The organism is [Mycobacterium] stephanolepidis, from assembly GCF_002356335.1.
GTDB lineage: Bacteria > Actinomycetota > Actinomycetes > Mycobacteriales > Mycobacteriaceae > Mycobacterium > Mycobacterium stephanolepidis.
On the sequence record NZ_AP018165.1, the window covers coordinates 1,322,054 to 1,335,409 of the forward strand.

Sequence of the window (13,356 nt, forward strand, 5' to 3'; positions counted from 1 at the left end):
GGTGTCACGGTGATATGACAGAGGCGACATCATCGGCGCCGCTGATGGCCGAAGGGTGGCTGGACCGTGAACAGCCAACCCTTCCGGTCGTTAGCTCTTGGGCGCGACCAAGCGCAGTTGCACCGGCCACACGGTCGGTGGCGGGCCAAAGGCATTACGTGCGTTGGTAATTATCCGTTTGCCGATGAACCGGTTGCCACCAGCGCCGATGACGGCGCCGATCCCGGCCGGCAACAGCTTGCCGAACGCCATCGCGCCGCGTTTCACCGCGAACTTCTTGGTGAACCGCTTGAGCAGGGTGGCGTTGAGGTGGCTGAGCGCGGGCACCGGCAGCGTCGAGGTTGCCTCGGCCAGCCAGCCGCCGCCGACGGCGCGTTCCTTGCCCAGCACATCCGAGACGGTCGTCTCGCCGTCCTCGCCGAGCAGGACAGCGAGCACCAGCGTGTGCCGATGTTCGATCTTGGCGACCTCGATGTCGTGGACCGCCGCCAGCGCGAGGGTGAACAGGGACGTCGCCTCCAGGAACAACACGGCCTCCCCGGCTGTGGCCGACAACGCCGCCAGAGTGCCTACCCCGGGGAAGGCGGCGGCGGCGCCGACTGCTGCGCCGCTGCCCATCACCGTCGCCAGATAACGCTTCTCCAACATGGTGATGACGTCGCCGGGTGCTGCGCCGGGGTGGGCGGCTCGTAGCTTCTGGACATACGCGCGGACCGCTGGCTCCTGAACTTTGGTGCTCTGGTCCAGGATCAGCGAGAGCAGCTTGCCGGAGGCTCCGACTTTGGGTTCTTTGCCCTTGCCTCCCAGGGCGAGCTGCCGCTGCGGTTCGGTGAAGCGAGTGCTCATCGGCGTGTGTTCCTTCAGTGCGGTGGGCTGGATGGGTCCACTGGTTGTGAGCGAAGATTTTGTCTTCACAGTAATGAAGACGAATGACGAGCGCTTTTCGTTCCTGCGCCCGGGCTCCGCCGGGTGTGTTTCAGATGACTGTTCGACCTCATCCAGCGCTTTTGCTCACCGAAGGTGTCGGGTCGGGCCGGCAGGGCGTGAGACGGATTCGGACAGCGGCGAGCAAAGTCGTAGCGGCTGGAATCCTCGCGGAAACGCGGTGGAGGCACTGCTGGCCGCATCGGCGGCATTGATTGACTGATTCGGGTCGCGCCAGGGGTTCGGCGACGTCAATGGGGATATGGTGCAGGACTGGTACCGGGGGCGTCTCATCACATCGTCCCTGGGCATGGAATCGGTGAGATGCAACTCACATTTGTTGAGAAAACGGAAGGTTTTACGGCGTGCGAACGCTGACCACTGAGATGACAGCTGCCCGGAGTGAGACGACCACGGACGCTCCGACACCGGTCGATTCGGTCTCGCCCCCCACCACTCGGTTGGGCAGGGCGTGGCTCATCACCGCGTTGGGTGCGATGGTTGCCCTGGGGCCGCTCACCATCGACATGTACCTCCCGGCGCTGCCCGATATCGGGACAGATCTGCACGTCAACTCGACGCTGACTCAGCTGACACTGACCGGGACGCTGCTGGGCTTGGGGCTGGGACAGCTCCTCGTCGGTCCGTTATCGGATTCGCTGGGTCGGCGTCTGCCGCTGATCGCCGGAGCGAGCCTGCATATCGTGGCGTCGTTGGCCATCACTGTGGCTCCGAACATCGTGGTGCTGGGTGTGTTGCGGGCGATCGAGGGCGTGGGTGCGGCGGCGGCAATGGTCGTGGCGATGGCCGTGGTGCGCGACCTTTACACCGATAAGGCGGCAGCCACCGTGATCTCCCGACTCACGCTGGTGATCGGCATCGCGCCCATCCTCGCGCCATCGCTGGGTGCGGCCGTGCTGGTGCACGGGTCATGGCAGCACGTGTTCGCGGCCCTGTCATTTCTGGGAGTGCTGCTGCTCATCCTGGCCGTCCTGGCGCTGCCGGAGACGCTGCCGCCGGCGGCCCGGCGGCCATTGCAGGTGAGGGCCATCTTGCTGACCTATCGCGATCTCCTGCGCGACAAAGTGTTCGTGGTCCTGGCGCTCGTCGCCGGGCTCTCGCTGTCAGGCCTGTTCGCTTACATCTCGGGTGCATCGTTTGTGCTGCAGGGCCAGTACGGCATGAATCAGCAGATGTTCGCGATCGCGTTCGGCGCCGGCGCCATTGCGTTTGTGGCGGCTTCCCAGCTGAACGTGGTGTTGCTCAAACGATTCGAACCGCAGCAGATCGTGCAGTGGTGCCTGGCGCTGGCTCTGATTCCGGCGGCGGTCCTGCTGGTGCTGGCCGGGTTCGGGATTGGTGGGCTCGTCGGCTTTGTGGCTCCGGTGTGGACACTGATGGCGTTCATGGGATTTGTGATTCCCAACGCGCCTGCCCTGGCTTTGTCTCGTCACGGTGAGGCGGCCGGTACCTCGGCGGCGGTGCTGGGTGCCGCGCAGTTCGGTGTCGGAGCCGTGATCGCGCCGTTGGTTGGCGCGCTGGGCAACAACGCACTTGCCGTAGCCGTTGTCATGATGGTCGGCGTTGTGCTGGCTCTGGCGGGATTGGCCGCCGTGAGAAGCCGTGCCACCACCTGAGCGGCGACCAGATTCCGGAGCTGTACACCTCGAATATCCGCGACCGTGGACGACGTTGTGGGTGGTGCTCTTCGGACTGTTCATGATCCTGCTCGACTCGACGATCGTGTCGGTCGCCAATCCCGCCATCAAGACCGCTTTCAGTGCCGACTACTCGGCAACGGTGTGGGTCACCAGCGCATATCTGCTGGGTTACGCGGTGCCGCTGCTGATCACCGGGCGGCTCGGGGATCAATTCGGCCCGAAGTCCATGTACTTGGCGGGATTGGCGGTCTTCACCGCCGCCTCGTTGTGGTGCGGGCTCGCCGGATCGATCGGCTGGCTCATCGCGGCTCGGGTGGTGCAGGGGATCGGCGCGGCGATGTTGACCCCGCAGACACTGACGGTGGTGCAACGAGTGTTCCCGCCACAGCGGCGTGGGACCGCCATGGGGGTGTGGGGTGCGGTCGCCGGGATCGCCACTCTGGTGGGCCCGGTTGCCGGTGGCCTATTGGTCGACGGGTGGGGTTGGCAGTGGATCTTCTATGTGAACGTTCCGGTGGGGGTGCTGGGAATGATCCTGGGTGCCATCTACATTCCGCGCATGCCGACGCATCCACATCGGCTGGATCTACTCGGTATGGCGCTTTCGGCTGTGGGCATGTTCGCGTTCGTGTTCGCGCTGCAGGAGGGGGAGAGCTTTCACTGGGCGCCCGGGGTGTGGGGGATGATGGCCGCCGGTCTGGGGGCCCTGGGCGTGTTCGTGTGGTGGCAGTCGGCGAATAGGGGTGAGCCCCTGATTCCGTTGCGGCTGTTCACGGATCGCAACTTCTCGCTTGCCGGTGTCGGCATCGCGTCGATGGGCTTTTGCGTGATCTCCACCGGTTTGCCCATGATGTTCTACACGCAGTTGGCGCTGGGTTTTTCGCCGACCAAGGCGGCGTTGACGCAGGCTCCGACCGCGATCGTGAGCGGGATATTGGCGCCGGTGACCGGTTGGCTTGTCGACCGGGTGCGTCCTTCGGTACTGATCGGCGGCGGCGTCACGCTGATGATCGCGTCGACGTTGTGGTGGACGGTGTTGATGCGGCCCGAGACGCAGATGTGGCAGTTGATGCTTCCTGCGGCGGGTATCGGTGCTGCCATGGCATGCATCTGGGGGCCATTGGCTACGACCGCGACGCGGAACTTGCCCTCTGAGGTGGCCGGGGCCGGGTCCGGTGTCTACAACACACTGCGTCAGGTCGGAGGCGTGGTGGGCAGTTCGGCGATGGGCGCGTTGATGACGGCGCGGTTGGCTGCCGAAATCCCTTCAATGCCAGCCGATTCTGCTTCCGGTGGTGTGCTACCGCCCGGGTTGCGCGCACCGTTCTCGGCGGCGATGGCGCAATCCATGCTGTTGGGTATCGCCGCGTTGGTCATCGGCTTGTTGGCGGCGTTGTTCATGCGACCGGCCGCCTCACAGGTAGGTGCCGTGCCCCTCGACCACGTTGTCCCCGTCGAAGATTAGGACCTCGTTGACGAGGTCGCCCCGGTGGTTTCGGTAGTTGATGACGAGGGCCTTCGCGCCCACATATGTGCCGATCGGTTCGAAATGTAGGTCGGGGTTGCGGGTGAGAGCATCGGCCCAATAGGCGCGAATGGCGTCCTTACCCCGAAAGCCGCCCCCCGTCTCTGGGGCGATCTGGGCACCGTAGGCAGAGGTAAAGACGGCGTTGTCGTGGAAATGCGCGAGCACGGCGTCGATGTCGTGGGCGTTCCACGCCGCGAACCAGTCCCGACTGAACCCGTGGGGATCGATGGTGAGCGTCATGCCGGCGCGGCGAACAGCACCGCGGGGTTCAGGTATCCGGTGGGATCGAAGGCCGCTTTGACGGCGCGCATCGCGGCTATGTCGCCCGGTGTGCGCGCCATGCCGAGATAGTCACGTTTGATCGTCCCGACCCCGTGCTCGGAGCTGACATTGCCGCCAAGGTCGGCGATGAGCGTCATCATGGGCTGATACAACGCGGTGGAGTCGGGGCAGCGCAACACATTTAAGTGCAGGTTGCCCTCGCCGACATGGCCGAACAGCACGGGTATCGCATCGGGTACGGTCGCGGCGATCAGTGCGGTGGCGCGTTGCTCGAACTCACCGATATGTGTCAGGGGAAGCGCGACATCGAATTTCAGGGGTGGGCCGTACGCGCCAAGCTCCTCGGCGATGGATTCGCGTACCTGCCAAAGGCGTTCGCGGGAGGTGGCATCCAATCCGACGGCGGCCTGATCCGCCACACCGGCGGCATCGAGTGCCTCGGCCAGATCTTCGGTGGGATCGCTATCGCGGGCGAGTTCGATGAGCAGCAGCCATGGATTGGTGACGGGGCTCGGTATGCCCAACCTGGCGTCCATGAGTTCCAGGGCAGCGATTCCGCTGAGATCACGGAAGATCCGGCTCGCCTCGACCAGCTGATCCAGATCGTCGAACCCGGTGATCGCGGCAACGCTGTGTTTCGGTACCGGGTGCAGGCGCAGTTCGAGTGCGGTGATGACGCCGAGGGTGCCCTCCGCGCCGACGAACAGGCTGGTGAGGTCGTAGCCGGTGTTGTCGGCGCGAACATCGCTGTGGCGCTCCATGATTGATCCGTCGGGTAGAACTACCTGTAGGCCGATGACTTGCTCGCGCATGTTGCCGTACCGCACCGTGCGCAGGCCGCCCGCGTTGGTGGATGCCATGCCGCCCAAGGTGGCCGAATCGCGCGAGCCGATGTCGACGCCGAACTGCAGATTCTCCTTGGCGGCGGCTTGTTGCAGTGCGGCCAGGGCGACGCCGGAACCCACGCGTACGCGTCGATCGATCGTGTCGATGGGGCCGATCTCGGTGAGCCGCTCGGTGGACAGCAGTACGTCGTCATGCTCGGGAACGGTCCCGGCGACCATGGACGTGCGGCCGCCTTGGGTGGTGACGGGGTTCCCGTGCTCCTTGCAGGCCTTCAAGATTGCGCCGGTTTGGGTGGCAGAACCGGGGCGGATCAGTAGGCTCGCGCTACCGCGATAGCGGCCGGTGTGATCGATTGTTCGTCCCGCCAGCACGTCAGCGTCGGTGCTGACATACCGATCGCCAACAATCTGGACAAGTGCATCGACGAGCGCGGACATAGACCTCAGTCTGGCATGGGCTACTGCGCCAGGTCGGGACTTAGCGCCAAGAACGCCCCCAGCTCCACCAGTCCGTCGGGTGTGGCCGGCAGATACTCGGTCAATGCCGGCGATCGGACGATCACCGCCTGGAACTTCGCGCGGCTGATCGCCACGTTCAGGCGGTTTCTGTTCAGCAAGAACGACATCCCGCGCGGTACGTCATCGACGGCCGAGGCTGTCATAGATACGAACACCACCGGCGCTTGTCGGCCCTGGAACTTGTCCACGGTCCCCACCAACACCTCGCCCAATCCGGCAGCGGCCAGTGCGGCTCGCACCGTCAACACCTGCGCGTTGTACGGAGCCACCACCAGCACATCGGACTGCTCCAATGGCCGGGTCCCGGATTCATCGGTCCACTCCGAACCGATGAGCCCCGTGATCTCCGAGGCGATCGCCGCGGCTTCCTGCGGGCTGCTGGTCGCGTTTCCGTGATGATCCACCAGTCGGGTCCGCACTCCGGGCAGCTGCCCGGCCAAGCTGCGTGTCGGGGCCGCGGACTCGAGCTCGCCATCGTAAGAAAGCTGTGAAACCTGTTGGCATAGTGCGGGATGCATCCGGTACGAGCGCTCCAAAAAGTACCCCCGCTCGGCGGGCAGCGCGCCATGGCCCTCGACCAGCCAGCCCAGCGCAGAGCAGTCCACCGGCTCGGGGTGCACGCCCTGCGACACCTGCGGCAGCTGCTGCGGATCACCGAGTAGCAGCAGGTTCTGCGCTCCCCGTGCCACTGCCAGCGTGTTCGCCAAACTGAACTGGCCCGCCTCGTCAATGACCAGCAGCCGCAGCACGCCATCGCCCACGCGGGTGGTATTCGCGAAATCCCATGCGGTGCCGCCGATGACGGCACCCTCACCGGTATGGGATGCGATGAACCCCGCATAGTCGCTGTCCCGAATCTGGGTCCATGCGGCATCGCCGCTGTAGGGCGAGGCTTTCTTGGCCACCCGTTCGGGGGGCACACCTGCCGCGACTATCTGATCGAGGAGGTGTTCTACGACGGCGTGGGACTGGGCCACCACACCGACAAGCCACGCTTCCCGTGTCACCAGTTCGGCGATGACGCGCGCCGCCGTGAAGGTCTTGCCGGTTCCCGGTGGGCCGTGCACGGCAAGGTAGGACGAGTCCAGATTCCGTAACGCGGAAGCGATGGCTCCGGCGTATCCGCCGCTGCCAACAGGTGGCAGCGGTACGCCACGGGGCTTGCGGCGCAACAGGATATCGATGGATGCGGTGCTGGGCATATCGGGAAGGCCATGGGCAACACCCGCGGCGACCTGCTCGATGGCGGCCTCCAGCGCCTTGGTCATCACCGGTGCGCCGGGCGCCAGGGCCATCGGCATCTCCGCGAACACCTCGCCGTTCTTCGGTGTGAGCTCCTGGATCGTCACATCAACGGGTACGCCGCCGGATTCGGTGATCTCTACTACGGTGGCCGAACCAGATGCCCGGCGGTCGGGGTCCCCGTCGCCGAGCCCGGCGGGAGCGGGCGGCTCGTACAGCGCGTAGACGCTGTCGTCGAGGACGCCGCCGGCGAGGTCGCCCGTCAGTTTCACGTGTCGCCGGAGCTTGCGCTGATTACCCGATTTATGCCAGCTCTCGATCAGCTCGGCGCCCTCGACGATGAACACTCCCGCAGTGTCGGCCCATTCGTCGACGGGGTTGTTCAACCTATCGAAGTGGCTCCACCAGAATGGTTTTCGTTCTCGGGTGTGATATCCGCGTGCCGCCGAAACCATGGCTGCCGCGGTTTGATCGGCGCGCCGGTCGGTGGGACCGGCATCGCCGACGAACGCCGCCAACGCCGCGCCGACCTCATCGGGCTCCGGCTCCTCCTTTTCGCCGACAGCGGCAGAAGCGGACAAGTGGGTAATGCCGTGCTCGAATGCGCGGACCAGCAGCCAGTCTCGGAGCTTGCGCGTGGAGGCGCAGTCGTACCGGTTGTACTCGGCGATGGAGTCCAGCACCTCCTGCGCCGCGGGGTCGTCGCTATCGCGCAGCGAGCAGTAGCGTGCGTATTCGTTGATCGAGTCCACTGCGGTGGTGACATCACCGGAGCGTTTTCCGGATTCGATGAACAGCGGCTCCAACGCCTTGAGCCCATAACCGCTGGATCCGGAGCGAATGCTTTTGCGCACCACGGGATAGAGGTCGACCAACACATTGTCGCGCAGGAGTTCGTCGATCTGCTCCTCGCCGACGCCATACCTCCCGGCGAGGCGCAGCAGCGCGGTCTTCTCATACGCCGCGTAGTGGTAGACGTGCATCCCCGGATATCGGCGGCGACGTTTGGCCACCAGGTCCAGGAAGGTGGTCAGGGCTTTGCGTTCGCTGCGGCGATCGTGAGCCCAAATCGGCCGGAACTTCTCATTTCCGGACCGGTCGTACTCAAGCACGCCAAAGAGGTATTCCAGCCCCCATTGCACGCCGTCTTCCGTCCAGAGCGGATCGCCCTCGAAGTCGAAAAAGATGTCTCCGGGGTTGGGTGCTGGCATCGTGCCCAGTGGAATCGGGTCGGCTATCTCGAATTGTGGTGTACCGCTGTCTTGTTGGCGCACCTGTAACTGAGACTGCGCCACCAGCTGTTGCAGACTGCGCGCCGACAGATCGGGGACCGGTTCCATACGTGCGGCCAGCTCCGCGACGGTGCCGACTCCGGCCTCCAACAGTGCCGCACGCTGACTGATCCGCATGCCCGCGACAAGTAACAAGTCGTCAGTGCGATCGACCTCCGGCTCGCACGCGGGACAACGGAAGCAGGCGCGAACGTGCGCATCTGACCACTGCACCGCAGTGGCTCCCGCTAAATGGCGATCAAGCAAGTCCTGCAACTGGATTCGCCGCTGGCGATACACGCCAACCAGATCGGCGACCGGATAGTCGACGGTCGAACGGTCACCCAGAATCAATCGCACCTCCGGCGACACCGGCACATCCGTCGCCATCAGACTGTCGGCGTAGGCCGCCAACTGCAGCAATGCCGTCACTTTGGCGCTGCGGGCCAGTTTGGTGTCGCAGACGCGGTATGTCTGACTCTCCCGAACCACGAAGTCGGCGAAGCCGACGAACCGGCCGTCGAACATCGCGGCCTGGTACACCACCGGATGCCCGTCGTCGAAGGCCTGCTTGGTCGCAGCGGCCGCGGCATTCAGTCCGTCGAGTGTGAATGTGGGGGGAAAGGGGATGCTGGCCACCCCTGAGCCGAAGCGCTTCTGCAATTGGGCAAGGTGGTGGGCCTCGTGAGCATCACCCAAAGTCGCGGTGCGCGCCAGAAGTTCATCGTCGCGTGGGGGCTTAGGTCCCCATCCGAGCTTTGCATCGAACACCCGCAGCAGGGCGTATTCACAGCGGGCGGCGGAGGCAAGATCCGAAGCGCTGTAGACGACCCGGCCGTCGAGGACGAACACCCGATCACTGTAGGTGCTGGCACCGACGGATCGGGGCTACCGTCCGGCCTGTTGCACCTTTTCCACGCCAGATCCATTCCAGCGGAACGACACCACACTTTCGAGACCGGGAATGCCGTTGGAGAAATTGAGCACCACCGTGTCCAGGGTGCTCGCGGACAGGTCGATGGCGTTGTAACCGTAGGTGTCGGGGACACCGTGGGAGATCACGCCTCCCAGATGGAAGAACACTGCACGGGTGGCGGAATCGGCCGCGTGTGTGGCTCCGCTGTCGCTGGTGATGATGATCGCCGACAGGGGAGCGCACTTGTTGTAGTTGCCCGCGACCGGCACCGGATTCCACGTGGCGGCGCTGTTGGGTCCCGGCGGTAAGAGCGCGATGGCCGCCGGGATGGCCGGGTCCTTCAGGTTCACCGTGCAGTCATCGTTGGTCGACGGTGGGGGTTTGGGCTTGGATGTGGGGCCCGAGGTCCCGGGAGATGACGGTGATGGCGACGGCGAGGCGATGGTGTTGGTTGGCGTCTTGGATACCGTGCTGTCGCCGCCGGTGCATGCGCTGGCAAGGACGAGCGCAGCCGGCAGTACGGTCAGCGCGGCCACCACATCCATCCTTCGCACGGCCCCGCACACTACCGACATTTACCGAAGATGCCACGGAGGCGGGAGTTGAGCGCTATAGCGCCTAGACTTCTTGACGCCATGACCTCTACAGATATCCCCACGCCCGACACCGGCGAATCGAGTGCACCACGCGCGGATGACGCCGTCACCTTCGCGGACCTACAGATTGCCCCCGAGGTGCTGCGTGCGGTGTCCGACGTGGGGTACGAAACACCGTCGGCGATTCAGGCCGCCACCATCCCGCCGCTGCTGGCAGGTTCAGATGTGGTGGGCCTGGCGCAGACCGGTACCGGGAAGACGGCGGCGTTCGCCATCCCCATCCTCTCGAAAATCGACTTGACCTCGAAGAACACCCAGGCCTTGGTGCTTGCGCCCACACGTGAGCTGGCACTGCAGGTCGCTGAGGCGTTCGGCCGGTACGGCGCCCATATGCCCAAGTTGAATGTGCTGCCGATCTATGGCGGCCAGTCATATGTGGTGCAGCTGTCGGGCCTGAAGCGAGGGGCTCAGGTTGTGGTCGGCACACCGGGGCGTGTCATCGATCACCTGGAGCGCGGCACGTTGGATCTGTCGCACCTGGACTATCTGGTGCTGGACGAGGCCGACGAGATGCTCACCATGGGCTTCGCCGAGGATGTGGAACGCATCCTGGCCGACACCCCCGAGTACAAGCAGGTGGCGCTGTTCTCTGCCACCATGCCCACCACCATCCGCCGACTGACCAAGAAGTACCTGCACGACCCGGTGGAGATCAAGGTCGAGGCAAAGACGTCCACTGCCGAGAACATCACTCAGCGCTTCATCCAGGTGGCCGGGCCCCGCAAGATGGACGCGCTCACCCGGATCCTCGAGGTCGAGACGTTCGAGGCGATGATCGTGTTCGTCAGGACCAAGCAGGCCACCGAGGAGGTGGCCGAAAAGCTCAAGGCGCGCGGGTTCGCCGCGGCGGCGATCAACGGCGATATCAACCAGTCGCAACGCGAGCGGACCATCAACGCGCTCAAGAGCGGGGCCATCGACATTCTCGTGGCCACCGACGTCGCCGCCCGCGGTCTCGACGTCGAGCGCATCTCCCACGTACTCAACTACGACATCCCGCACGACACCGAGTCGTATGTGCACCGCATCGGCCGTACCGGTCGGGCGGGACGCTCGGGTACCGCGGTGTTGTTCGTCTCCCCGCGTGAGCGGCATCTACTCAAGGCCATCGAGAAGGCCACCGGTGCCAGGCTTGCCGAGGAGCCGTTGCCGTCGGTCGACGATGTCAACGCCCAGCGAGTGACGAAGTTCCGTGATGCCATCACCGCTGCGCTCGCGGCACCGGAGATCGAACTGTTCCGCCGGCTCGTCGAGGACTACGAGCGCGACAACAATGTGCCGGTGGCCGATATCGCGGCGGCGCTGGCGGTACTGTCGCGCGATGGCGAGCAGTTCCTGCTCAAGCCCGATCCGCCTCGCGATCCTCGCCATGAGCGTGGGGAACGCCCCGAGCGCGGGCCCCGCGAGCCGCGCACGCAGACCCCCGGCTTGGCGACGTACCGCATTGCTGTCGGCAAGCGGCACAAGGTGATGCCCGGCGCCATCGTGGGCGCGATCGCGAACGAAGGCGGTTTGCATCGCAGCGACTTCGGGCACATCACGATCCGTCCCGATCACTCGCTTGTCGAGCTGCCCGCCAAGTTGTCGCCCAAGACGCTGAAGGCACTGGAGAGCACCCGGATCTCGGGTGTGCTCATCGAACTGCGCCCCGCAGGCGGGGCCGATGGTGCGCGCCCGGCCCGCAAGTTCTCGGATCGCAAGCGCCCAGATCACAAGCACACGGACCACAAACGGTCGGAGGCGAAGCGTCCCAAGCGGTCCCCCAAGAAACCATGACGGCGGTCCCCGCGACTGACAGTGCCCCCGTCGTCCACGGTCCCGGACGCGTCGCTGCGCTCACGGGTATCCGGGCGGTGGCCGCGACCCTCGTGGTAGCTACCCATGCGGCCTACAGCACCGGGAACTATGTCGTCGACGGTGTTTCCCCATGGCGTGCCTATCTGCACCTGATGCAGGCCCGTTTGGAGATCGGTGTCCCGATCTTCTTCGTTCTGTCCGGTTTTTTGCTGTTCCTGCCGTGGGTGCGCGCGGCCGCTGACGGAACCGCCTCACCGTCGGTGAAACGCTATGCCTGGCACAGGTTTCGGCGCATCATGCCGGCGTACTGGATTCTGGTGGCGATCGCGTACATGTGGTATCACATCCGGGACCAGTATCCGAACCCCGGACACACCCGGCTGGGCTTGCTTCGAAACCTCACGCTCACCCAGATCTACACCTCCAATTACGGGTATCGCTATATCCACCAAGGCATGACACAGATCTGGAGCCTTGCCGTCGAGGCGGCGTTCTACGTCGCATTGCCCTTCTTGGCGTGGCTGCTGATCAAGAAACTCTGTGGGGGCCAGTGGCATCCGGTGCGCCTGCTGGTCGGTCTGGGCGGTTTGGTTCTGGTCACACCGGCATGGATGACGCTGGTGTACACCGTCAGTGCCCTTCCCGACGGTGCGAAACTGTGGCTTCCGGCCTACCTTTCGTGGTTCGTGGGCGGCATGATTCTGTCTGTTCTCGCCGTGATGGGTGTGCGGTGCTACGCGTTGGTGACCGTGCCGCTCGCGATCATCTGCTACCTCATCGTGTCCACGCGGATAGCCGGCGACCCGACCACCTCGCCGTGGGCGCTGCCGCAAGCACTGACCAAATCGATCTTCTACGTGGTGATTGCGACGTTGCTGGTCGCGCCCGCCGGGCTGGGTGACAACGGTTGGTATGTCAGGTTTCTCTCGTCGAGGCCCATGGTGTGGCTAGGCGAGATCTCTTACGAGCTGTTCCTCATCCACATGATCCTGATGGAGATCGTGATGGTGGACCTACTGCACTACCACGTCTACACCGGGTCGGTGGTGATCGTTTTCCTGGTGACGATGGTGGTCAGCGTGCCTGCGTCGTGGTTGATTCACCGGGCTGCGCAGATGCTGCTGGTGTGGGGTTCACGTCTGCGGAAATCATTGGCGCAACGAACTGCGTGATCAGAGTGCGCTCGTCCTCGGGGTTGTCCTCGGGATAGGACAGCAGCGAGATGATCACCCGGACATACCATTTTGCTCGCAGGTGGGATTCGGGGTCCGCGACAGTGCCGTTGACGAACGCCGACACCATGGCGTTCAGAACTTCCGAATGCAAGGCGAGTGAGCCGCCGACATACTCGCCGGGCCGGAACCATGCCGACAGTGCCGGATTTTCACGCACCATCCGCAGGCTGGTGAGTACGGCGCTCACCAGCCGCTCCGTCGGATCGTCGATTCCGGCCACCGCTGTGGTGACCTGCGCGGTGATGGTTCGTGCCTCTCGGTGCACGTAGGCGATATGCAGCGCCTCTCGATTCTCGAAATACCGGTACAGCGTTGCCCGGGAACAGCCGGCCGCTTTGGCGATTTCATTCATGCCAACGGCAGCGACGCCGTCGCGCACGAACAGCTCGGCGGCCGCATCGAGGATCTTCTCCGCGGCGACCGACGTCCGAGTATCGCCCAACCAACTCATGCTGGTTCACGCTCTTCGCGCTGGCGGGT

General features: G+C 64.6%; 10 protein-coding genes. 4 read left to right on the top strand and 6 right to left on the bottom strand.

The annotated features are described in order from the left end of the window. Positions 1-90: 90 nt before the first annotated feature. Positions 91-846 (bottom strand): hypothetical protein, encoded by a 756-nt coding sequence (locus tag MSTE_RS06675; RefSeq protein ID WP_096505544.1) that lies wholly within the window; start codon positions 844-846, stop codon positions 91-93. A 443-nt stretch (positions 847-1,289) separates the two neighbouring features. On the opposite strand from MSTE_RS06675, the gene MSTE_RS06680 reads away from it, so the two are divergent. Together MSTE_RS06680 and MSTE_RS06685 are read left to right on the top strand one after the other, a co-directional pair. Next, a complete protein-coding gene (locus MSTE_RS06680) occupies positions 1,290-2,561 on the top strand; it encodes a Bcr/CflA family efflux MFS transporter (protein ID WP_096499930.1) in 1,272 nt (423 codons plus the stop codon). Further along, positions 2,548-4,050, top strand: a complete 1,503-nt coding sequence (locus tag MSTE_RS06685) for a DHA2 family efflux MFS transporter permease subunit (protein WP_193442057.1) — start codon at positions 2,548-2,550, stop codon at positions 4,048-4,050. The genes MSTE_RS06680 and MSTE_RS06685 overlap by 14 nt, the downstream gene beginning before the upstream one ends. Here the strand turns inward: MSTE_RS06685 and MSTE_RS06690 are convergent. The 4 genes from MSTE_RS06690 to MSTE_RS06705 are packed head-to-tail and all read right to left on the bottom strand — an operon-like array spanning position 4,000 to position 9,733. Further along, positions 4,000-4,353 (bottom strand): nuclear transport factor 2 family protein, encoded by a 354-nt coding sequence (locus MSTE_RS06690; protein ID WP_096499934.1) that lies wholly within the window; start codon positions 4,351-4,353, stop codon positions 4,000-4,002. The two genes, MSTE_RS06685 and MSTE_RS06690, sit on opposite strands and share 51 nt — an antisense overlap. Further along, entirely contained in the window at positions 4,350-5,678 is a 1,329-nt protein-coding gene (locus MSTE_RS06695) for an FAD-binding oxidoreductase (protein ID WP_096499936.1), read from the bottom strand. The genes MSTE_RS06690 and MSTE_RS06695 overlap by 4 nt, the downstream gene beginning before the upstream one ends. A 20-nt stretch (positions 5,679-5,698) precedes the next feature. Continuing rightward, on the bottom strand, positions 5,699-9,124 hold the full coding sequence (locus MSTE_RS06700; protein WP_096499938.1) for a TM0106 family RecB-like putative nuclease: 3,426 nt from the start codon (positions 9,122-9,124) through the stop codon (positions 5,699-5,701). A gap of 36 nt (positions 9,125-9,160) precedes the next feature. Further along, positions 9,161-9,733: an LppP/LprE family lipoprotein gene (locus MSTE_RS06705; protein WP_096499940.1), complete on the bottom strand. Its 573-nt coding sequence runs from the start codon at positions 9,731-9,733 to the stop codon at positions 9,161-9,163. Positions 9,734-9,823: 90 nt separating this feature from the next. Here MSTE_RS06705 and MSTE_RS06710 point away from each other — a divergent pair, with 90 nt between their 5' ends. Both MSTE_RS06710 and MSTE_RS06715 read left to right on the top strand, forming a co-directional pair. After that, positions 9,824-11,620 (top strand): DEAD/DEAH box helicase, encoded by a 1,797-nt coding sequence (locus MSTE_RS06710; RefSeq protein WP_096499942.1) that lies wholly within the window; start codon positions 9,824-9,826, stop codon positions 11,618-11,620. Continuing rightward, on the top strand, positions 11,617-12,813 hold the full coding sequence (locus MSTE_RS06715; RefSeq protein WP_096499944.1) for an acyltransferase family protein: 1,197 nt from the start codon (positions 11,617-11,619) through the stop codon (positions 12,811-12,813). Before MSTE_RS06710 ends, MSTE_RS06715 begins: the two co-directional genes overlap by 4 nt. Here MSTE_RS06715 and MSTE_RS06720 read toward each other — a convergent pair. Then, positions 12,716-13,327 (bottom strand): TetR/AcrR family transcriptional regulator, encoded by a 612-nt coding sequence (locus MSTE_RS06720; RefSeq protein ID WP_096499946.1) that lies wholly within the window; start codon positions 13,325-13,327, stop codon positions 12,716-12,718. The genes MSTE_RS06715 and MSTE_RS06720 overlap by 98 nt on opposite strands. Positions 13,328-13,356 lie beyond the last annotated feature (29 nt).